Origin of the sequence: Microbacterium sp., from assembly GCF_031179285.1 — a bacterium.
In the GTDB taxonomy this organism is placed as follows: domain Bacteria; phylum Actinomycetota; class Actinomycetes; order Actinomycetales; family Microbacteriaceae; genus Microbacterium.
Map to the genome: position 1 here is coordinate 63044 of NZ_JAPSHY010000004.1, position 19524 is coordinate 82567.

The following is a 19524-nucleotide window of genomic DNA, read 5'->3' on the forward strand; positions in this document are numbered from 1 at the left end:
CATGGCCACCGAAGAAACGCTCGTCCTCGTCAAGCCCGACGGCGTCGCCCGCGGGCTCACCGGCACGATCCTCGCCCGCATCGAAGCGAAGGGATACGCGCTCGTCGACATCCGGCTGGTCGATCCCGACCGCGACCTCCTCGCGGCCCACTACGCAGAGCACGAGGGCAAACCGTTCTACGAGCCGCTGCTGGAGTTCATGCTCTCCGGGCCGTCGGTCGCCATCCGCCTCGCGGGCAACCGTGTGATCGAAGGCTTCCGTTCGCTCGCCGGCACCACCGACCCGACGACTGCTGCCCCGGGAACCATCCGTGGCGACTTCGGTCGCGACTGGGGTCTCGCCGTGCAGCAGAACCTCGTGCACGGCTCGGACAGCCCGGAGTCGGCCGCGCGTGAGCTGTCGATCTGGTTCGACTGAACCGTCCGTTCGACAAGAGGCCCGTCGTTCCGATCAGAGTCGGTCCGGCGGGCTTTGTCGATTCAGAACAGGGCCCGCTCGATCTCGCCGACCATGTCGATGCCGGCCAGCTGCGCCAGCACGAGGATGAGCGCGTAGGCGAGGACACTGGCGAGCGGCACCCAGACCATCAGTGTGCCGGCGCGCTCCTGCGCCTTCGCGGACCGCGTGAAGGCGCCGTTGCGGACGAGGTGGAGCATCGTCGCGAAGAAGGTCGGGATCGTCACGGCCCATGTCACCATGCACCAGGGGCAGAGCACCGTCAGCACGAACAGGCTCTGTGCGATCAGCCAGCAGACGAAGCCGAATGCGAACGTCACCCCGGCGCCGAAGGTCAGCCAGAACCAGCGCGGAAAGTGAGCGCCGGCGAGCACGGCGACGCCCACGACGAGCGGCGCCACCCAGCCGGTGATGCCGAGAATCGGGTTCGGAAATCCGAACACTTCGCCCTGCCAGGACTCGAGATTCTTGCCACACTGGATGAAGGCGCTGATATCGCAGCTCAGATCGGTGCCCGGGCTCTCGAGGAGAACGAACTTCTCGACCGTGAGCTGGAACGCCGCGAACCAGCCGACCACGCTGGCGATGATCAGCCAGACGGCATAGACGACGGGGCGGGTGCGGTGCTCGCTCATACGGCGATTATCTCAGCGCCGGCTATGCGCGGGACGTGAGACGCGATCGCTTCGGGACGGGCGATGCACGCGGATCACGCACCCCATGCGATAATGACCTGTGATGCACCGCACGGTCCGCCCGTGATACGCATCGCCGCAGACTTCGGGGCCCTATGCCCCACGTGACCAGAGCCATGAGCCGGTCGCACATCGAGTGAGTTCGCGACACCCGAGGGTGTCGCACGAGATTTCGTGTGGCCCAGCGCCGCACGCAGGGAGTTAGCCAGAGATGGCCGATGAGAACAATGACAACAACGCCCCTACCCTCGAGTTCCCGGCTGACACCCCGGAGCCTTTGACGGAGCACACCGATCCCCAGGGCGCGACAGTGTCCGAGGACCCGGCCGACGCCGATGCCGACGTCGCGGGTGGCGCCGCTGCCCAGGGCGAGCCGGCTGCGGAAACCGAGGCGGACGCGGTTTCCGAGCAGGTCACAGACGCGGCAGCGCCTGAGGTCGACGCCGAGGCGGACGCCGCCGAGCCGGATGCATCCGACGCCGTCGCCACGGAGGCGGATGCCGAGAGCATCGCTACCGATGCGGATGCCGACGCCGTAGCCACCGACACGGTCGCCACCGAGGCGGCCGCCGGAGAGACTGCCGATCCGTCCGACTCCGACGTCGGCAGTGCCGCGGCTTCACCGCAGCCGCCGACCGCCGTCTCGCTCGGGCTGCTCCCCGAGGTCTTCGTGTCGCAGGTTTCCACGCGACTCGCCTTCTACGCCCCGGAGATCGTGCCGCTGCCGGCACGCCCGGGCCGTGATCGCAGCAGCGACCGCAACGCTGATCGGCTCGCCGAACGTGAGCAGGACGACGTCGCCTCCGGTCGACGCGGACGCCGACGTCGCGGAGGATCGGACGGGGACGAGCAGCGTGACGAGCCTCGCCAGCGTCAGCGCGTCGTCGAGTACATCACCGAGCCGAAGGCCATCAAGGGCTCCACGCGTCTCGAGGCGAAGAAGCAGCGCCGCCGTGACGGGCGCGACGCCGGTCGCCGTCGCCCCGTGGTGACCGAGGCCGAGTTCCTCGCACGCCGCGAATCCGTCGACCGCAAGATGGTCGTCCGGTCGAAGAACGGCCGCACCCAGATCGGCGTGCTCGAAGACGGCGTGCTGGTCGAGCACTACGTCGCCCGCAACCAGGACGCGTCGCTCATCGGCAACGTGTACCTCGGACGGGTGCAGAACGTGCTTCCGAGCATGGAGGCCGCCTTCGTCGACATCGGCCGCGGCCGCAACGCCGTGCTGTACTCCGGCGAGGTCGACTGGGACGGCGTCGAGACCGGCAACCAGCCGCGACGGATCGAACTGGCGCTCAAGCCGGGCGATCGCGTGCTCGTGCAGGTCACCAAGGACCCGATCGGCCATAAGGGTGCTCGCCTGACGAGCCAGATCTCGCTGCCGGGCCGGTACCTCGTGTACGTCCCCGGTGGCTCCATGAACGGCATCAGCCGCAAGCTTCCCGACAATGAACGGGCCAGGCTCAAGCGCATCCTCAAGGAAGTGCTCCCTGAATCCAGTGGTGTGATCGTTCGCACGGCCGCCGAGGGAGCCACCGAGGATCAGCTCACCCGTGACGTCCAGCGCCTCACCACCCAGTGGGAGCACATCCAGAAGCAGATCGAGAATCAGCAGGCGCCTGCCCTCCTGCACGCCGAGCCCGATCTTCTGGTCAAGATCGTCCGGGATGTCTTCAACGAGGACTTCACGAAGATGCTCATCCAGGGTGAGGATTCGCAGCAGACCATCCGGGCATACCTCGAGAGCGTCGCCCCCGACCTCCTCGAGCGCGTGGAGGCGTACGAAGACGAGACCGACCCCTTCGATGCGTTCCGCATCACCGAGCAGATCGAGAAGGCGCTGGACCGGAAGGTCTGGCTCCCCTCCGGCGGCTCGCTCGTCATCGACCGCACCGAGGCGATGACCGTCGTCGACGTCAACACCGGGAAGTTCGTGGGTTCCGGCGGAAACCTCGAAGAGACCGTCACCAAGAACAACCTCGAGGCCGCCGAGGAGATCGTCCGCCAGCTGCGACTGCGCGACATCGGCGGCATCATCGTCGTCGACTTCATCGATATGGTGCTCGAGTCGAACCGCGACCTCGTTCTGCGCCGTCTCGTCGAGTGCCTGAGCCGCGACCGGACGAAGCACCAGGTCGCCGAGGTGACATCGCTCGGACTGGTGCAGATGACCCGGAAGAAGCTGGGCCTCGGTCTGCTCGAAACGTTCAGCGAGGCGTGCGAGGTCTGCGCCGGACGCGGCGTCATCGTGCACCACGACCCGGTCGTCAAACACCGCAGCAACGGCAACGGCAACGGCAACGGCAGCGGTCAGGCGGGAAGGCGCCAGCGCGGCGGCAACGGTCAGACCCAGAGCGCTCCGGCTGCGAGCAACGTCACGCACAGCATCCCCGAGGGTGCGAAGTCGGCGCTCGCACAGATCGCCGCCTCCACCCTCGCCGCGACCGCCGAGGGCACCCCCGATCAGGCGCCTCTTGAAGCTGTCGATCAGGAGCCGCAGGAACGCGCGAAGAAGCCACGCAAGAAGCGCACTTCCGAGCGCAAGCCCGCCCGGAGCCAGGCCGAGCAGCTCCTCGACTCGGTGCTCGACGCCCTTCCGGAGCCGAAGGCCCCGGGGCAGGGCAGAGGACGCCGGCGGGTGAGCACGGCTGGCCTCACCGGCACGCCGATCGCCGTGAACGGTGAGTCGTCAGCGCCGGTCGCGAGCGGGAACCCGGAGTCCTGAGGCGATCAGCCTCCGCACCAGCTCTTTGCCGCCGACCTGTTCGGCGCCGCCGGCGAGCAGACGCGGGATGATCTCCTCGGGCACGTCGTAGTGGTCGAGGTCGAACGAGCGCGCCGGGATCGCGTGCATCTGCGCGAACGCGTGCAGTTCGGCCAGACTCTCGTCACTGACGAGGTGAGCCCAGAGCCGGCCGTGCGCGGGCCAGACCGGTTCGTCGACGAGAACGCTCATCCCGCGATCCTACGTTCACGGCGGCGCATGCGCCGTCGTCGGAACACACCGCTGAGCCCGCTTTGCGGCATCGTCCGGCATCCGGTAAAGTAGTCCCTTGGTGCGTATGCCGCCCCGTCCTCGTCGGTCGGTGCGGAGAGTCTTGCATTCGCACCCGTCGCCCGGCGACGTATGCAAGCAACAGTCTTCCCGTGAGATTCTCGGAGCCCCGTGCTCCCCAACGAAACAGGTATGAAGTGGTTTACGCAGTAGTGCGCGCCGGTGGCCGGCAGGAGAAGGTCGAGGTCGGCACGATCGTTCAGCTCGACCGTGTTCAGGCTGCCCAGGGCGAGAAGATCGAGCTGCCCGCAGTGCTGCTCGTCGACGGCACCACGGTGACCACCGACGCTGACACCCTGGCGAAGGTCAAGGTCACCGCCGAGGTCATCGGCAACCTCCGCGGCCCGAAGATCATTATCCAGAAGTACAAGAACAAGACCGGTTACAAGAAGCGTCAGGGCCACCGCCAGGAGCTCACGCGCGTCAAGATCACCGGCATCAAGTAAGCACGGAGGCGACAAGGACATGGCACACAAAAAGGGCGCAAGCTCCACCCGAAACGGTCGTGACTCCAACGCACAGCGACTCGGCGTCAAGCGCTTCGGCGGTCAGCAGGTCCTCGCCGGCGAGATCATCGTCCGCCAGCGCGGAACTCACTTCCACCCCGGCGTGAACGTCGGCCGTGGCGGCGACGACACGCTGTTCGCTCTCGCGGCGGGCGCAGTGCAGTTCGGGGCGAAGGGCGGCCGCAAGGTCGTCAACATCGTCGCTGCTGCCGAGTAACCGCAGCACAGCACAATCATCCGGTTCGGGGCGGGCTTCGGCTCGCCCCGTCCGCGTATCTGCGCTCAGACGAGCACAGGAATCTAGGAGAAACACCCATGGTCACCTTCGTCGACACCGTGACGCTGCATCTGCGGGCGGGCAAGGGCGGCGGCGGCTGTGTCTCGGTGCACCGCGAGAAGTTCAAGCCTCTCGGCGGCCCGGACGGCGGCAACGGCGGAGACGGTGGCGACATCGTGCTCGTCGCTGACCCGCAGACCGGCACGCTGTTGAACTATCACCACTCGCCGCATCGTTCGTCCGGCAACGGCGGGCCCGGCATGGGAGATCACCGCTCGGGCGCACTCGGCGAGACTCTCGAGCTGCCCGTGCCTGTCGGCACCGTCGTCAAGACCCCCGACGGGGAAGTGCTGATCGACATGATCATCCCGGGGGAGCGGTTCGTCGTCGCCAAGGGCGGACAGGGCGGCCTCGGAAACGCCGCCCTCGCCTCACCGAAGCGCAAGGCGCCCGGCTTCGCGCTACTGGGCACGCCCGGCTTCGAGGGCGACGTCGTGCTCGAGCTCAAGACCGTCGCCGATGTCGCGCTGGTCGGTTACCCGTCGGCCGGCAAGTCGAGCCTCATCGGCGCGATCTCCGCCGCGCGGCCGAAGATCGCGGACTACCCCTTCACGACGCTGCACCCCAACCTCGGGGTCGTCCAGGCCGGCGAGGCGCGCTACACGGTGGCCGACGTGCCAGGGCTGATCGAGGGAGCCAGCGAAGGCCGAGGACTGGGGCTCGAGTTCCTCCGCCACGTGGAGCGGTGCTCCGCGCTGCTGCACGTGCTGGACTGTGCCACGCTCGAATCCGGACGCGACCCGATCTCCGACCTCGACGTGATTCTGGCCGAGCTGGCCGCCTATGAGGTGCCCGAGGGTCAGACGCCCCTCCTGGAGCGCCCTCAGCTCGTCGCCCTGAACAAGATCGACGTCCCCGAGGCTCGTGAGCTCGCCGATCTCGTCCGCCCCGACCTCGAGGCCCGCGGGTATCGGGTGTTCGAGATCTCCACGGTCTCCCATGAAGGGCTCCGACCGCTCACCTTCGCGCTCGGGGAGATCGTCGAGAAGCATCGCGCCGAAATGGCGGTCGAGGCTCCCCGCGAGCGTGTGGTCATCCGCCCCAAGGGGTCGAAGAAGGACTTCACCATCCGCGTCGACGGCGGCTCGTACGGCAACATCTATCGCATCCTCGGCGAGAAGCCGGTGCGCTGGGTGCAGCAGACCGACTTCCAGAACGAAGAGGCGATCGGCTACCTCGCCGACAGGCTCGAGAAGCTGGGCGTCGAGGACGAGCTGTTCCGTCTGGGCGCGACGCCGGGATCGACCGTCGTCATCGGCGAGGGCGAGGGGATCATCTTCGACTGGGAGCCCACGATGCGCTCCGCGGCCGAACTGATGACCGCTCCCCGCGGCACCGATCCCCGGCTCGCCCCGAACGGGCGCCGCACGACCACCGAGCGCCGCGAACAGTACTACGAGCGGATGGATGCCAAGGCCGAAGCGCGGGCGGAACTGGAGGCCAAGCGCCTCGCCAGCAATACCGGAGACGAAGAGTGACGGCTCGCGTCAGGGCGGATCTCGCCACCGCCACGCGGATCGTCGTGAAGGTCGGGTCGTCGTCGATCAGCGGTGAGTCGTCGTGGCGCATCCCGGTGCTCGTCGAGGCGCTGGCCGCGGCGCACGCACGCGGAGCAGAGGTCGTGCTGGTCTCATCGGGGGCCATCGCCTCCGGCATCCCCTTCCTCAAGCTCGACGCGCGCCCCACCGACCTCGCCACCCAGCAGGCGGCGGCCGCCGTCGGGCAGAACGTTCTCATCTACCGGTATCAGCAGGCCCTTCACTCCTTCGGCATCATCGCGGGCCAGGTGCTTCTCACCACCGGCGACCTCGAGAACCCCACCTCGCGCAGCAACGCGCGACGGGCGATGGAGCGACTGCTGGGGCTGCGGATCATCCCCATCGTGAACGAGAACGACACGGTCGCGACCCAGGAGATCCGCTTCGGTGACAACGACCGCCTCGGCGCGCTCGTGGCCCGGCTGATCGACGCCGATGCTCTCGTGCTTCTCAGCGACATCGAGTCGTTGTACACCAAGCCTCCCTCCGACCCTCGGGCGGAGCCGATCGACGTCGTCGCGGCGGACGCCGATCTCAGCGGTCTCGAGTTCGGCGCCACCGTGGTCAACAGCGTCGGCACCGGGGGAGCGGCGACGAAGGTCTCCGCCGCGCGCCTTGCGGCGGCATCCGGGATCGGGGTGCTGGTGACCAGCGCAGACCTCGTCGATCGCGCTCTCGCCGGAGACGACATCGGCACGTGGTTCGAACCCGCCGCTGACTAAACTGGACCGATGACCGACCAGACCCCTCGCGTGCGCCTGGAGCGTGCCAAGGAGGCCTCCCGCGCCACCGCGGCACTCACCAGCAACGACAAGGCCCGGGCGCTCGAGGCCATCGCTGTGGCGCTCGAGACGCACGCCGATCGCATCATCGCCGCGAACGAGCTCGACATCGTCCGAGGACGGCAGGAAGGCATCGGCGATTCGCTGATCGATCGGCTTCGGCTGGACGAGAAGCGAGTGGCGGCCCTCGCCACCGCCGTCCGCGAGGTGGCCGGCCTCGCCGACCCGGTCGGACAGGTCGTCGGCGGGCATCGGATGCCGAACGGCGTCGCCCTCGAGCAGGTGCGCGTGCCGTTCGGTGTCGTCGGCGCGATCTACGAGGCGCGACCGAACGTGACCGTCGACATCGCCGCCCTCGCACTGCGTTCAGGGAACGCGGTCGTGCTCCGCGGCGGCAGCGCGGCTCTCGAGTCCAACGCCGTCCTCGTCGAGGTGATGCGGGATGCGCTGGCGGGGGCGGGAATCACCCGCGAGGCGATCCAGACCGTCGACGACTTCGGCCGTGATGGCGCCAAGGCTCTGATGCACGGGCGCGGGCTGATCGACGTGCTGGTGCCCAGGGGAAGCGCCGGCCTCATCGAGACCGTCGTCACCGAGTCCACCGTGCCGGTCATCGAGACCGGGGCGGGGAACGTGCACATCGTGCTCGACGAGACCGCACCGGCGGACTGGGCATGCGACATCGTCGTCAACGCGAAGGTGCAGCGCCCGAGCGTCTGCAACGCGGTCGAGACGGTGCTGGTCCTGCGCGCCGCCGCGTCCCGCCTCATCCCGCTCGTCGCGAGCGCGCTGCAGAGCGAGGGGGTGGCCATCCACGGCGACGACGTCGTCGCGGGTCTCGTCACGAGTGTCATCCCCGCCACCGAGGAGGACTGGGCCACCGAGTACCTGAGTCTGGATGTCGCGATCAAGGTCGTCGACACGCTGGACGATGCGCTCGAACACATCCGCCGGTACAGCACCGGTCACACGGAGTCGATCATCACGACGGATTCCCGCAACGCGGAGAGGTTCCTCGCCGAGGTCGATTCGGCGGTGGTGATGGTCAACGCATCCACGCGCTTTACGGACGGTGGCGAGTTCGGGTTCGGTGCAGAGGTGGGCATCTCGACCCAGAAGCTGCATGCTAGAGGTCCCATGGGCCTGGGCGAGTTGACGAGCACCAAGTGGCTGGCGCGTGGCTCGGGTCAGACACGCGGCTGACCGATAGGATGGACAGGCGTCTTCTCGCACCCGGTCACGAAACGGAGCAATGATGAACCTCGTCGCACAGATGGCGATGGCCGCAGCTGAAACGGAGCACCACGGAAACGTCGCTCTCGAGACCCTCATCTTCGGTGTCATCGCCGCGATCGTGTTCGCGTTCCTCGGGTTCGTCACGCTCTCGTACCGCAACGTCGCCAACCGGCACTCGGCCAAGGCCGAGGCGTGGGCTGCGAAGCACGGCAAGGACGGCCACGGGGCAGGGCACGGCCACTAGGCCCCTATGAAGACGATGACCTCGCGTGCTCCGCGCATCGGCGTGATGGGCGGCACCTTCGACCCGATCCATCACGGGCACCTGGTCGCAGCCAGCGAGGTCGCGCACTCCTTCGATCTCGACGAGGTGGTCTTCGTCCCCACCGGTCGCCCCTGGCAGAAGGAAGAGGTCACCCCCAGCGAGCACCGCTATCTGATGACGGTGATCGCGACGGCATCCAACCCCGATTTCACCGTCAGCAGGGTCGACATCGATCGCGCTGGGCCCACCTACACGATCGACACGCTGCGGGATCTGAAGCGCGAGCGCCCCGACGCCGAACTCTTCTTCATCACCGGCGCCGACGCCATAGCGCAAATTCTCAGTTGGAGAGACCATGATGAGTTGTGGGACCTGGCTCATTTCGTCGCGGTCTCCCGCCCAGGACACGTCCTGAGCACGGACGGCCTCCCGCCCAGCGACGTCAGCCAGCTTGAGGTGCCGGCCCTGTCGATCTCGTCGACGAACTGCCGGCAGCGGGTCCGCGACGACGAGCCCGTCTGGTACCTGGTCCCCGATGGGGTCGTTCAGTACATCGCGAAGCATCATCTGTATCGGAGCAAGGCATGAGTAAATCGGATCAGCAAGGACAGGGTCCGCTGACGCGCAAGCAGTTGCGCGAGATCCGGCTGACCGGTTCCACGCCGGTCATCAGCCCCGACGAGGCGGCCGCTGCCGCGGCAGCGCCGCCTTCGCCGCCTTCTCCGCCGGCTCCTTCCGAGCCGCGGACCGAGCTGGCCGCAGACAGCTCGCTGGCATCGGACACCGACCCCGCTGGCGCCTTCTCGACGCCGCTCACCCGCCGCCAGGTCAGGGAGAAGGAGCGAAGCAGAACCGGGTCGGTGCCTGTATCCGATCCCTCACCGCAGGAAGACGTCCCCGCCCCCTCGGAGCCGACGTTCGCGGTGGATGCCGGCGGCGTCACCGAGCCTGCGGAGGCCGCCGAGCCCGCGGAGGCCGATGAGCCCGCCGATGCAGCCGAGCAGCTCGTCCAGGTCGAGGCCCTCGAGCCCGTGGCGCCGACCGAAGACGTCGCCCGGGGAAAGACCGTCGAGGCGGAGATCGTCTCGGAGGTCCCTCGGTTCGGCACGCCCGATGACGACGAGAGCGATGTCGTCGACGACGAGGTCGATTCGGTCCCGGTCAGTGCCACTGCCGGTGGAGCGACGACCCGGACTCCGCTGACGGGCGAGCCCGTCGAGCCGTCGCAGAACGCATCCGGTGACGACATCGTCGACGTGCTGGGCATCGGGACGACGCCGTCCGAAGGGCCATCCGACGACGACGTCCTCGCCGACGTCGGAGACGATGATGATTCCGAGGTCACCGCCGACGAGCGCCCCACGGTGAACCCCGGCTTCGGGCAGGGGCTGCTCAGCGAAGAGATCGAACACAAGCCGTTCTCGCCCTCTTTCGACGAGTTGCTGACGGTGAACGATTCGACCGGGTCGCAGCACATCGCGCCGAGCGCCCTCATCTTCACGCAGGGAACGAACGGCGGCTCGCTCTCGGGGCCGGTCGCAGCCACCGGCGAAGTGCTCGTCACCGGCTCGTATGAGCTCCCGCAGGGCCTCGGTTCCCAGGGTCACGCCCACGGCACGACGGACGGCCGAGAGGTCGACGCCGTGCTGATCGACGGCGAACTGCCGCCGGCGTCGTCGCCCACTCCGATCGCCGCGAGCTCCGCGGTCAGCACGATCAAATCCGCCGGCGAAGTCATCCGGCCTCCCGCCCCCGAAAAGGGCAACAAGCTCATGCTGACTCTGGCGATCACCGCCGGTGGTCTGGCCCTCGCCTTGGCGGTCGCTCTCATCGTCGCCTTCACCACGAATGTGTTCTGATGCAATCACCTGAAACCGCTGAAGAGATGCTGCAACTCGCAGCGGACGCCGCCGCCTCCAAAGGCGGAGAGGACCTCATCGCGCTGAACGTCTCCGAGCCCCTGCCGCTCGTTGACATCTTCCTGCTCGTCACCGGAAACAGCGAGCGCAACGTCGCTGCGATCGCCGATGAGATCGAAGACCGACTCATCGAGTCGGGGCACAAGCGCGTCCGCCGAGAAGGTCGGGCGGAGGCTCGCTGGGTGCTGCTCGACTTCGGCGACCTCATCGTGCATGTCTTCCATCAGGAGGAACGGGTCTATTACGGGCTCGAGCGCCTCTGGAAGGACTGTCCCGTCGTTCCCATCCACCTCACCGAGACGGTCGCGGGCGAGTAGCTCACAGGACGCTGCCGGGCATCCTCCGAACTGCGCTACGGTTCAGGAATGGGCACACTCCTGTACGACGGCGAAGCGCGTCCGATCCACCTCGAGGATCGCGCTCTGGCGCACCTGAAGGTGGTCATCGCCACCAAGCTGCGCCGGCAGGAGAGCTTCACGCTGTCCTGGAAGCACGCTGAGGACGAACCGGGCGGGCGTTCGACCATCTGGCTGCACCCTGCGATCCCGCTGCGGTTCACCTTCGACGAAGCGGAACCGCCCGCCCTCAACTCGCGGTGGATCGAGGAACTCATGCACTCCGCGAACTCGACCGGAGGCATCACGATGGTGGACGAGGTCTTCGACGCCTGACAGCAAGACGGCGAAGTGTCAAGGGTCTACATTGCCTGCGGCAACTCACGGACACTCGCCTTGGGGAGAGAGTCTTGGAGGGCCGCCAGATGTCAGGAGCACCGGATCCCAGGTTCGCATTGCGACGGATCACGCCATCGGAGTGGGTGATCAACGACCTGCGGTATCAGGCGGACGACCCTCGTCATGTCGTCGCGTGCGTCTACGAGCTCGCCGAGACCGAGGTCGAGGTGGTCTGGCTGCGAGAGCTTCCCCTCTCATCGTTCTACGGTTCCGCATTCGAAGTGCTCGAAGAGGTCGAACGGATGCAGGGCGTGAGCCGAGCGACGCGTCCGGTGTCTATCCCGCACCTGCCCCCGCTGCTGGCGACCTGAAGGCCTCCGCTCGGGGATCGAGCGGATTCACGCAGGCGGGCAGGTTCGGCGGCGTGCTGAGCCTGCCCGCTGAGGAACTCAGAGTTCGTCTTCCTCGTCGTACGTGTCGGTGGTTGCCACGCGGTCGGCGGCAGCGCTGTCGATCTGGTCGTCATCGACATCCGGATCCAGCAGCTCGTCGCCGTCGACCTCCGTCGTCGGGACCTCTTCGGACGGTTCGCCGTCCGGGAACGGCAGAATCGGAGGGGTGGGTGTGTTCGACATGGTCGCGTCCTTTCGTCGTGGTGCGACCACGGTAGGACCGTGTGAGCCCGCGAAGGAACGGGTTGACCGACGCGAACGGGCGCGCTAGCGTCGGCGGCGGGAGAGCCCCGAGAAACGAAGAAATCCCGCGATCTCACGCGGGATTCTCTGGTGGACCTGAGGGGACTCGAACCCCTGACCCCCTGCATGCCATGCAGGTGCGCTACCAGCTGCGCCACAGGCCCAGACGCTGTCCCGAAACCGCCGGGGCAACTCGAAAAGCGTACTACACCGATCCGCTCGAAGGCCAATCGTGCGGCGGCCCGCAACGGAACAACCGCGCTGCTCCGGGCGTTGATGAGAACTGTGAGCATTCTCGAGAGCGTGGTGATCGGAGCGGGGCAAGCGGGCCTGTCGGCATCCTTCCATCTCACCCGGCTCGGCATCGACCACGTCGTCCTCGACGCCGACGAGCAACCGGGCGGCGCATGGCGGCATCGCTGGGACGCACTGACCATGCGAGACGTGCACGGCGTCGCCGAGCTTCCCGGTTCCGCCCCTCCGCCGAGAGACGGCCGCCGAGCCAATGTCGTCGTCCCGCAGTACTTCGACGCGTACGAGCAGGAGCACGGGCTGCGGGTGATCCGTCCCGTCCGCGTCGATCGCGTCACCGACGAAGACGGCGCTCTCGTCGTCCACGCCGGCGCGCGAAGCTGGCGCTCCCGGACGCTCGTCAGCGCCACGGGGACATGGACCCACCCGTTCCTGCCGCACTACCCGGGTATGGAGACGTTCCTCGGTGAGCAGTTGCACACCGTGGATTACCCGGGCCCCGAACACTTCATCGGCAAGCGTGTCCTCGTCGTCGGCGGCGGCGCCTCCGCGGTGCAGTTCCTCGGGGCGCTCGCGCCGATCACCGAGACCCTGTGGGCGACCAGACGCGTCCCCGTGTGGCGGACGGACGACTTCACGCCCGAGGCCGGAGCCGCGGCCGTCGCGCTCGTGGAGGAGCGCGTGGCCCAGGGACTCCCGCCGCAGAGTGTGGTCAGCGTGACGGGTCTCATGTTCCGTCCGCAGGAGCGTGACGCTGAGCGGCTGGGCGCCTACCGCTCCCGGCTGCCGATGTTCTCCCGCATCGAACCGGATGGAGTGCGCTGGGCGGACGGCCGCTTCGAGCGGGTCGATGTCATCCTCTGGGCGACAGGATTCCGTCCGGCGATCGGGCACCTCGCACCACTGCGTCTGCGCAGCGAATCCGGCGGCATCCAGCTCGACCGGAACGGCCGCGGGACCGCCGCGGTTCGTGATCCTCGCATCCAGCTCGTCGGCTACGGCCCGTCGGCGAGCACGATCGGTGCGAACCGCGCCGGCCGCACGGCGGCTCGAGGCGTGCAGCGGGCGCTCTCGCGACAGGGGGCAGCGCTCGAGATCGGCTGATCGCAATGGATCTCGAGCCGAGACGAGTATCGTTCCAAGTCACACCCCGCGATCGCGATCCACGATCCGCGAGCGTGATCCGCAGACCAGAGGAGAACACCTTGTCCCGCGTCATCGTCTTCGGCGGCCACGGCCGCATCGCTCTCCTGCTCGCACCTCTCCTCGTCGAGCGGGGCGACGAGGTGACCGCCATCATCCGCAACCCCGACCATGTCGCCGACGTGGAAGCCACCGGGGCGGCGGCAGTGGTGGCGGATGTCGAGCAGCTCGACGTGGCGGCGTTGGCCCAGATCATCCGGGGACACGACGCGGTCGTCTGGTCGGCAGGCGCGGGTGGCGGAAGCCCGGAGCGCACCTACGCGGTCGACCGCGATGCCGCCATCCGCACCATGGATGCGGCGGCGAGCGCGGAGGTCCGCCGCTACGTCATGGTCTCCTGGATCGGATCGACGGCCGATCACGGTGTGGCGGAGGATGACGGATTCTTTCCCTATGCGGACGCCAAGTGGGCCGCCGACGAGCACCTCCGGAACGCCGACCTGGACGGCACGATCCTGGGCCCCGGCACTCTCACCCTCGACGAACCGACCGGCCGCATCGAGCTCGACCCCGACGGGCGCGGCGAGGTATCGCGTGCAGACGTCGCCGCCGTCATCGTCGCGGCGCTCCGGGAGCCGTGCACGATCGGACGGACGATCCGGTTCGGCAACGGTCCGCGGGGATCTGCCCTGGCGATCGACACGGCCATCGGCTGCTGACTGGCAGCAAGAGGGCGCGACATAGAGTGAAGACATGGGCCGGGCTGTTCTGATCCGAGCCGCCGCGGCGGCGGCGATCGTCGCGTCCGTCTTCCTCACGCAGAGCCCCTCGCGAGAAACCGGGCCAGCGGTTCCCGCAGCCGCACCCGTGCCGATGACGGCGGCTGCGGCTCCCGTCGAGCGAGCGGCGGCGATGGTCTCGAGCATGACCACCCAGGAGCAGGCGGCGAGCGTCGTCATGGGTCACATCGCCTCGAGCGACACCGCCGCTCTTGCGGGCTACATGGCCCAGGATGGCGGACTCGGCGGCTTCATCCTGATGGGCGCGAATGTACCGGAGACGGAGGACGCGCTCAGATCGGTCACGGCGGCGCTCATCGGCGACGGCGGCATCCCGCCCCTGATCGCCATCGACCAGGAAGGCGGCCCGGTCTCGCGGTTGAACTGGGACGGATTCGCGGCCGCGCCGACACTGAAGGGTGCGCCGCCTGCCGACACGGCAGCGGCATTCACCGGCCGCGCGGCTCTCGTCGCCCGCGGGGGAGCGAACGTGAACTTCGGGGTCGTCGCCGACACGACCGCCGATCGGTCGTCGTTCATCTTCGGCCGCTCCCTCGGCGCCGACCCCGCCACCGCAGCCGAGCGCGTGGCGGCAGCGGTGACGGCTGAGGAGCCGGTGGTCGCTTCCACGCTGAAGCACTTTCCCGGGCACGGCGCCGCTCCCGGCGATTCGCACGAGCTCATCCCGTCGACACCCATCACGCTCGAGCAGTGGAGAGCCGCCGATGCCGTGCCGTTCGTGGCCGGCATCGATGCCGGCGCGTCGCTTCTCATGTTCGGGCATCTCGCGTACACGGCTGTCGACCCGGCTCCGGCCTCGCTGTCGGCACGATGGCATGAGATCGCCCGAGACGACCTGGGCTTCGACGGCGTCACGGTGACGGACGATCTCGGCATGCTGCAGTCCACCGGCATCGCCGCATACGCAGACCCCGTCGCCAATGCGGTGGCGGCGCTCTCGGCCGGCAACGATCTCGTGCTCACGATCGCTCACTCGACCCCCGCGACGGCGAGCCAGATCGTCGCCGGGATCACGGCCGCCGTCGAGGCCGGAACATTGCCGGCGGAGCGCCTTCAGGAGGCAGCGGAGCGTGTGCTGACACTTCGGCTGGAACTCGCCGCCGCGGGCGCCGTCTGGGCGCCCTGCGGCGAATGCGAGCCGGCGTCCTGACCGAGCCAGGCGGACAGCAGTCGGGTCCGCAGCACCGCACCACGCTCGGCGAACGACCGCTGGCGGCGCACGTACTCGGCCTTGCCGTCCGCCGTCTCGATCCGCACCGGCGCCACACCCCAGGCGGCCAGGTCGTAGGGGGCTGCCTGCATGTCGAGCAGGCGGATGTCCCGGGCCAGTTCGAAGGAGTCGAGCACCAGGTCGCCCGGCACGAGCGGGCCGAGCTTCATCGCCCATTTGTACAGGTCCATGCCCGCGTGCAGGCAACCCGGCTGCTCGAACAGCTGCTGTGACGACCGATCCAGGGCTGACCGATTGCGGGGAGCGGCGGCCGGCGTGAAGAAGCGGAAGGCGTCGAAGTGCGTGCACCGCAGATCATGGCTCTCGACGACGGCATCCGTGCCCGACCGTCCGAGCCGCAGGGGCACGGGGTGCCGGTGCTCGTCGGCGCGATAGACCATCGCCCACTCATGCAGCCCGAAACATCCGAACTGTCCTGGGCGCGACGCCGTGCGTCGCAGCATCCGCTCGATGAGTCCTGCGAGCTCCGGCTTCTCGGTCGCGAACGCGTCGGCGTCGGGTACCGCGCTTGCCTCGTCTGAGCCCGCACGGTACCAGCGCCACCCCAAACGTTCCGGAGCCTGCTGGAGTTGCACGCCCGCCCCGGGATGCCATCGGCGAAGCTGTGCGGGCTTGTAGGAGTAGTAGGTGAACAGGAAGTCCCAGACCGGGTGCTTTTCGCCTCGAGCCGCGCGCGCACGATGTTCTGCGGTCAGCTCATCGGCGCGTTGCTGGTGAGCCTCCTCGAGCCCCTGCCACTCCTGTTCGGAGAGGGCCGCCTCCTGCTGCGCCATCGCTGTGCCGTCGCTTTCCAGAGCTGCGTCTCAGCGCAGGATGCCGACGTCGCTCAGCTGGTCGCGGAGGCCCGCGCCGTCCTCGGCGCTCACCCATGGTGCGGAGTCGGCCGCGTGCGGCTCGGGTTCGGCGCGTCCACCGGCGAGGACGGCCTCGGCGGGAAGCAGTCGCCGGATGGCGACGCCGGCGACGGATTCCGGGTGCTCCTGCATGAACTGCGTGTAGATCGCCTCGTCGTGCTGACCATCGTCGCCGATGAGCAGCCACTTCACATCGGGGAACTCGACGGCCAGACGCCGCAGGTTGCTGAGCTTGTGGTCTCTGCCGCTGCGGAACCAGCGGTCGTGTGTCGGGCCCCAATCGGTGAGCAGCATGGCCCCTGCCGGGAAGAGGTGCCGGCCGAGGAACCGTTTGAGCGTCGGAGCGACGTTCCATGCCCCGGTGGAGAGGTAGACCATCGGAGCTCCCGGATGCTCGCGGAGCAACTGATCCAACAGCACGGCCATCCCGGGAACCGGGAGGCGAGCATGCTCGTCGAGGACGAAGGAGTTCCAGAAGGCGATGAACGGGCGGGGGAGAGCTGTCACCATCACCGTGTCGTCGACGTCGGAGACCACGCCGAAATGGATGCCGGGGGCGGCGACGAACGCGGTCGCCTCGACGGGCTCCTGCCCCTCGACCGAGATCGTGAAGGTCTGCCATCCGGCGGGCAGATCCGCCTCGATCCTGGTGTCGATGACGCCGCCGCGGTCGGCGGCCACCTCATGCACGGTGCCGCCGATGTCGATCCTGACATTCGCGAAGCTCACCGGGATTCCGACGAAACTGCGCCACCCGCGCACGCTCGCGGGCTCACCGTTCTTCGCCGCACGCTGAGGACGCACGATCAGCACCCGGCCGACGACGCGCACCCATCCCGGTCCGCCGTATCCCGGGAACGGGAGGATCGTCGCGGTGCGGCCGCGACGGCGCGCGCGACGCTCGCGCCACACGTGAATGCGGTGCTCGAGTCGGGCGAACCAGTGGATCCGGGGTGCCGGGGTAGCGGAAGGCATCGCCTCAGTCTTTCACGTCGGTCGCGGCGTCCGTCTCCGCCGTGTCGATATGGCGGGCCTCGATCCGGTAGATCAGCCTCTTGCCGAGGAACACCAGCAGCAGGAACAGGGCGATCGCCCCGACGAACAGGTAACCGGCATAGTGCACGCGGTCGACGAGTTCACGGAACCCGCCCGCGGCGAGAGAGGTGACGCTCACATACGCGGCGGCCCACAGGATGCACGCGGGTGCCGTCCATGCGAGGAATCTGCGATAGGGGTAGGCGCTCATGCCCACCGTCAGCGGGACGAGCGAGTGCAGGACCGGCAGGAACCGGGAGAGGAAGATCGCGACGCCGCCGCGGCGCCGGAGGTAGTTCTCTGCGCGGATCCAGTTGCGCTCGCCGATGCGTCTTCCCACCCACGAGCTGCGGATGCGGGGCCCCAGCCAGCGACCGAGGCCGAAGCCGATGCTCTCGCCGATCAGGGCGCCGATGACGACGGCGACGCCTATGGCGACGCCCTCGAGCGGGGTGGAGACGCCCATCGAGGCGATGATCACGATGGTGTCGCCGGGGACGATGAGCCCGATGAGGATGCTGGTCTCCAGCATGACCGCGAGGCCGGCCAGAAGCGTGCGGGTGACCGGGTCGATGGACCGCACGACATCGAACAGCCAGAGCAGGAGGTCATCCACCCCATGAGGATACGGGAGCGCCGCGGCTCTACGCTGGGAAACGTGCTCGATCGCCTGTCCGCCCGCGCCCTCGCCCGGCCCGTCGACCCGGTGTCGCTGTTCGTGGCTCTCGAGGCCACGTCAGCGGAGGTCTTCTGGCTGGATGCCGGAGCCGGCGCGACGGAGGGCTGGAGCTTCATGGGCACCGGCGAGCGCGCGGAGCTGCCGGCCGACGTGCGTCTCGACGCCACACCCGGGGCACCGTCGACGACCCCCGACCGGGGCTCGCCCCCGTTCGGCGGCGGGTGGGTGGGATGGTGCGACTACGAGAGCGGAGCGCGACGGGCCGGGGCGCCGACCGCAGAGGCGGACGCCGCGGGAGGCCGGTGGATCCGTGCCCAGCGGGTCGCCGCCTTCGATCACGCGGAGAATCGCGTCTGGCTGCTGGCGGACGACGACGACCTGGAGGACTGGGCACGATTCGTCGACGCCGACGAGCAGCGCGCCCCCCAGGCCCGCGTCTCAACGCCCGCGGTCGCGTCCCGCGCGGCGCTCCCCGCGCACGCCAGGCACGAACCGGATGAGTACGCGAGGCTCATCCAGCGGTGCCGGGACCTCATCCGTGCGGGTATCGCTTACCAGCTCTGCCTGACGACTCGATTCACGGTCGCCGGCCGGCATGATCCCCTCACCGCCTACCTCCGCCTGCGGGAGGCCACGCCCGCGCATCACGGCGGTTTCGTCCGGATCGACGGCCGCAGCCTGCTGAGCGCGAGCCCGGAGCAGTTCCTGCACGCAGCGGGCGGGGTGATCCGCACCCGGCCGATCAAGGGCACCCGACCGCGGGGCCGGGACGCGCAGAGCGACGCCGCGCTCGCGGCGGAACTGTCCGCCAGCGAGAAGGAGCGCGCGGAGAACGTGATGATCGTCGACCTCATGCGCAACGACCTCTCGCGGGTGTGCGAGCCGGGGTCGATCCGCGTCGACGGGCTCTGGCAGGTCGAGAGCTACCCGGCGGTGCACCAGCTGGTGAGCACGGTGAGCGGCATCGCAGCTCAGGGCACCACGGTAGGGCAGCTGCTCGAGGCGGCGTTTCCTGCGGGGAGCATGACCGGCGCTCCCAAGCTCTCTGCCATGACGCGGCTGCACGAGCTGGAGGGTGGCCCGCGCGGAGTGTATGCCGGGTGCTTCGGCTACATCGGCGACGACGGCTCGCTGGATCTCGCGATGGTCATCCGCAGCATCGTCATCGAGGGGGAGAGCGCCGTGGTGGGCGCCGGCGGCGGGATCACCTGGGGTTCGGTGGCGACGGACGAGGTCGCCGAGGTCGCGACCAAGGCGCGGGCGCCGCTGGCAGCGCTCGGCGCCGTCCTGCCCGGGCACTGGGGTTCCGATATCCTGAACTGACCCCGCTCTTCTTCTCAGATTGGTCGTTTTCGTTGTCCGAGCATGTGA

At 68.6% G+C, this 19524-nt stretch carries 23 protein-coding genes and 1 tRNA gene; 17 read left to right on the top strand and 7 right to left on the bottom strand.

Annotated elements, in window-relative coordinates:
- The first annotated feature begins 1 nt into the window (after nt 1).
- A complete protein-coding gene (gene ndk / locus RIN18_RS03690; protein ID WP_309102598.1) occupies nt 2-418 on the top strand; it encodes a nucleoside-diphosphate kinase in 417 nt (138 codons plus the stop codon).
- 62 nt (nt 419-480) lie between these two features.
- Here the strand turns inward: ndk and RIN18_RS03695 are convergent, their stop codons facing one another.
- A complete protein-coding gene (locus tag RIN18_RS03695) occupies nt 481-1092 on the bottom strand; it encodes a vitamin K epoxide reductase family protein (protein ID WP_309102599.1) in 612 nt (203 codons plus the stop codon).
- 271 nt (nt 1093-1363) lie between these two features.
- On the opposite strand from RIN18_RS03695, the gene RIN18_RS03700 reads away from it, so the two are divergent.
- Nucleotides 1364-3877 carry an Rne/Rng family ribonuclease gene (locus tag RIN18_RS03700; protein ID WP_309102600.1) on the top strand — a complete coding sequence of 838 codons (2514 nt, stop codon included), beginning with the start codon at nt 1364-1366 and terminating at the stop codon, nt 3875-3877.
- Here RIN18_RS03700 and RIN18_RS03705 read toward each other — a convergent pair.
- Nucleotides 3842-4108, bottom strand: a complete 267-nt coding sequence (locus tag RIN18_RS03705; RefSeq protein WP_309102601.1) for a DUF4031 domain-containing protein — start codon at nt 4106-4108, stop codon at nt 3842-3844. The two genes, RIN18_RS03700 and RIN18_RS03705, sit on opposite strands and share 36 nt — an antisense overlap.
- 236 nt (nt 4109-4344) lie before the next feature.
- Here RIN18_RS03705 and rplU point away from each other — a divergent pair, with 236 nt between their 5' ends.
- The 11 genes from rplU (at nt 4345) to RIN18_RS03760 (ending at nt 11835) form a co-directional block, all read left to right on the top strand.
- The gene (gene rplU, locus RIN18_RS03710; RefSeq protein ID WP_309102602.1) at nt 4345-4653 is read left to right on the top strand and encodes a 50S ribosomal protein L21; all 309 of its coding nucleotides are present in this window, start codon (nt 4345-4347) and stop codon (nt 4651-4653) included.
- Between the two features lie 19 nt (nt 4654-4672).
- The gene (gene rpmA / locus RIN18_RS03715) at nt 4673-4930 is read left to right on the top strand and encodes a 50S ribosomal protein L27 (protein ID WP_028501603.1); all 258 of its coding nucleotides are present in this window, start codon (nt 4673-4675) and stop codon (nt 4928-4930) included.
- Nucleotides 4931-5028: 98 nt separating this feature from the next.
- Nucleotides 5029-6528, top strand: coding sequence for a GTPase ObgE (gene obgE / locus RIN18_RS03720; RefSeq protein ID WP_309102603.1), 1500 nt, complete (start codon nt 5029-5031; stop codon nt 6526-6528).
- Nucleotides 6525-7310 (top strand): glutamate 5-kinase, encoded by a 786-nt coding sequence (gene proB, locus RIN18_RS03725; RefSeq protein WP_309102604.1) that lies wholly within the window; start codon nt 6525-6527, stop codon nt 7308-7310. Before obgE ends, proB begins: the two co-directional genes overlap by 4 nt.
- A gap of 9 nt (nt 7311-7319) precedes the next feature.
- Entirely contained in the window at nt 7320-8573 is a 1254-nt protein-coding gene (locus RIN18_RS03730) for a glutamate-5-semialdehyde dehydrogenase (RefSeq protein WP_309102605.1), read from the top strand.
- 52 nt (nt 8574-8625) lie between these two features.
- Entirely contained in the window at nt 8626-8850 is a 225-nt protein-coding gene (locus RIN18_RS03735) for a hypothetical protein (protein ID WP_309102606.1), read from the top strand.
- A 15-nt stretch (nt 8851-8865) separates the two neighbouring features.
- Nucleotides 8866-9459, top strand: coding sequence for a nicotinate-nucleotide adenylyltransferase (nadD, locus tag RIN18_RS03740; RefSeq protein WP_309102607.1), 594 nt, complete (start codon nt 8866-8868; stop codon nt 9457-9459).
- A complete protein-coding gene (locus RIN18_RS03745; RefSeq protein ID WP_309102608.1) occupies nt 9456-10730 on the top strand; it encodes a hypothetical protein in 1275 nt (424 codons plus the stop codon). The genes nadD and RIN18_RS03745 overlap by 4 nt, the downstream gene beginning before the upstream one ends.
- On the top strand, nt 10730-11107 hold the full coding sequence (rsfS, locus tag RIN18_RS03750) for a ribosome silencing factor (protein WP_309102609.1): 378 nt from the start codon (nt 10730-10732) through the stop codon (nt 11105-11107). The genes RIN18_RS03745 and rsfS overlap by 1 nt, the downstream gene beginning before the upstream one ends.
- 48 nt (nt 11108-11155) lie before the next feature.
- Nucleotides 11156-11461: a hypothetical protein gene (locus tag RIN18_RS03755; protein ID WP_309102610.1), complete on the top strand. Its 306-nt coding sequence runs from the start codon at nt 11156-11158 to the stop codon at nt 11459-11461.
- Between the two features lie 89 nt (nt 11462-11550).
- Nucleotides 11551-11835, top strand: coding sequence for a hypothetical protein (locus RIN18_RS03760; RefSeq protein WP_309102611.1), 285 nt, complete (start codon nt 11551-11553; stop codon nt 11833-11835).
- A gap of 78 nt (nt 11836-11913) precedes the next feature.
- On the opposite strand, the gene RIN18_RS03765 is transcribed toward RIN18_RS03760, so the two are convergent.
- Nucleotides 11914-12099 carry a hypothetical protein gene (locus tag RIN18_RS03765; protein WP_309102612.1) on the bottom strand — a complete coding sequence of 62 codons (186 nt, stop codon included), beginning with the start codon at nt 12097-12099 and terminating at the stop codon, nt 11914-11916.
- A 148-nt stretch (nt 12100-12247) separates the two neighbouring features.
- A tRNA-Ala gene (locus RIN18_RS03770) sits at nt 12248-12323 on the bottom strand.
- 121 nt (nt 12324-12444) lie between these two features.
- Here RIN18_RS03770 and RIN18_RS03775 point away from each other — a divergent pair.
- The 3 genes from RIN18_RS03775 (at nt 12445) to RIN18_RS03785 (ending at nt 15504) form a co-directional block, all read left to right on the top strand.
- Nucleotides 12445-13515 carry an NAD(P)-binding domain-containing protein gene (locus tag RIN18_RS03775; RefSeq protein ID WP_309102613.1) on the top strand — a complete coding sequence of 357 codons (1071 nt, stop codon included), beginning with the start codon at nt 12445-12447 and terminating at the stop codon, nt 13513-13515.
- A 101-nt stretch (nt 13516-13616) separates the two neighbouring features.
- Nucleotides 13617-14273 (top strand): SDR family oxidoreductase, encoded by a 657-nt coding sequence (locus RIN18_RS03780; protein ID WP_309102614.1) that lies wholly within the window; start codon nt 13617-13619, stop codon nt 14271-14273.
- 34 nt (nt 14274-14307) lie between these two features.
- Nucleotides 14308-15504 (top strand): glycoside hydrolase family 3 N-terminal domain-containing protein, encoded by a 1197-nt coding sequence (locus RIN18_RS03785; RefSeq protein ID WP_309102615.1) that lies wholly within the window; start codon nt 14308-14310, stop codon nt 15502-15504.
- On the opposite strand, the gene RIN18_RS03790 is transcribed toward RIN18_RS03785, so the two are convergent.
- Genes RIN18_RS03790 through RIN18_RS03800 form a run of 3 tightly spaced genes read right to left on the bottom strand, consistent with a single transcriptional unit; the run spans nt 15408 to nt 18090 of the window.
- Complete coding sequence (locus RIN18_RS03790; RefSeq protein ID WP_309102616.1) at nt 15408-16358, bottom strand: 3-methyladenine DNA glycosylase; 951 nt, start codon at nt 16356-16358, stop codon at nt 15408-15410. The two genes, RIN18_RS03785 and RIN18_RS03790, sit on opposite strands and share 97 nt — an antisense overlap.
- Nucleotides 16359-16388: 30 nt before the next feature.
- Nucleotides 16389-17414, bottom strand: coding sequence for a phosphatase domain-containing protein (locus RIN18_RS03795; RefSeq protein ID WP_309102617.1), 1026 nt, complete (start codon nt 17412-17414; stop codon nt 16389-16391).
- 4 nt (nt 17415-17418) lie between these two features.
- Nucleotides 17419-18090 carry a DedA family protein gene (locus RIN18_RS03800; RefSeq protein WP_309102618.1) on the bottom strand — a complete coding sequence of 224 codons (672 nt, stop codon included), beginning with the start codon at nt 18088-18090 and terminating at the stop codon, nt 17419-17421.
- 42 nt (nt 18091-18132) lie between these two features.
- Here RIN18_RS03800 and RIN18_RS03805 point away from each other — a divergent pair, with 42 nt between their 5' ends.
- A complete protein-coding gene (locus tag RIN18_RS03805; RefSeq protein ID WP_309102619.1) occupies nt 18133-19476 on the top strand; it encodes an anthranilate synthase component I family protein in 1344 nt (447 codons plus the stop codon).
- Nucleotides 19477-19524: the final 48 nt, after the last annotated feature.

Bases quoted from the DNA above. Each gene is read 5' to 3' on its own strand.
- RIN18_RS03695 (WP_309102599.1), bottom strand. From the start codon at position 1,092: ATGAGCGAGCACCGCACCCGCCCCGTCGTCTATGCCGTCTGGCTGATC.
- RIN18_RS03755 (WP_309102610.1), top strand. From the start codon at position 11,156: ATGGGCACACTCCTGTACGACGGCGAAGCGCGTCCGATCCACCTCGAG.
- rsfS (WP_309102609.1), top strand. From the start codon at position 10,730: ATGCAATCACCTGAAACCGCTGAAGAGATGCTGCAACTCGCAGCGGAC.
- rpmA (WP_028501603.1), top strand. From the start codon at position 4,673: ATGGCACACAAAAAGGGCGCAAGCTCCACCCGAAACGGTCGTGACTCC.
- RIN18_RS03795 (WP_309102617.1), bottom strand. From the start codon at position 17,414: ATGCCTTCCGCTACCCCGGCACCCCGGATCCACTGGTTCGCCCGACTC.
- RIN18_RS03735 (WP_309102606.1), top strand. From the start codon at position 8,626: ATGAACCTCGTCGCACAGATGGCGATGGCCGCAGCTGAAACGGAGCAC.
- RIN18_RS03790 (WP_309102616.1), bottom strand. From the start codon at position 16,358: ATGGCGCAGCAGGAGGCGGCCCTCTCCGAACAGGAGTGGCAGGGGCTC.
- RIN18_RS03785 (WP_309102615.1), top strand. From the start codon at position 14,308: ATGGGCCGGGCTGTTCTGATCCGAGCCGCCGCGGCGGCGGCGATCGTC.
- RIN18_RS03700 (WP_309102600.1), top strand. From the start codon at position 1,364: ATGGCCGATGAGAACAATGACAACAACGCCCCTACCCTCGAGTTCCCG.
- RIN18_RS03760 (WP_309102611.1), top strand. From the start codon at position 11,551: ATGTCAGGAGCACCGGATCCCAGGTTCGCATTGCGACGGATCACGCCA.
- obgE (WP_309102603.1), top strand. From the start codon at position 5,029: ATGGTCACCTTCGTCGACACCGTGACGCTGCATCTGCGGGCGGGCAAG.
- RIN18_RS03730 (WP_309102605.1), top strand. From the start codon at position 7,320: ATGACCGACCAGACCCCTCGCGTGCGCCTGGAGCGTGCCAAGGAGGCC.
- nadD (WP_309102607.1), top strand. From the start codon at position 8,866: ATGACCTCGCGTGCTCCGCGCATCGGCGTGATGGGCGGCACCTTCGAC.
- RIN18_RS03705 (WP_309102601.1), bottom strand. From the start codon at position 4,108: ATGAGCGTTCTCGTCGACGAACCGGTCTGGCCCGCGCACGGCCGGCTC.
- RIN18_RS03765 (WP_309102612.1), bottom strand. From the start codon at position 12,099: ATGTCGAACACACCCACCCCTCCGATTCTGCCGTTCCCGGACGGCGAA.
- RIN18_RS03745 (WP_309102608.1), top strand. From the start codon at position 9,456: ATGAGTAAATCGGATCAGCAAGGACAGGGTCCGCTGACGCGCAAGCAG.
- ndk (WP_309102598.1), top strand. From the start codon at position 2: ATGGCCACCGAAGAAACGCTCGTCCTCGTCAAGCCCGACGGCGTCGCC.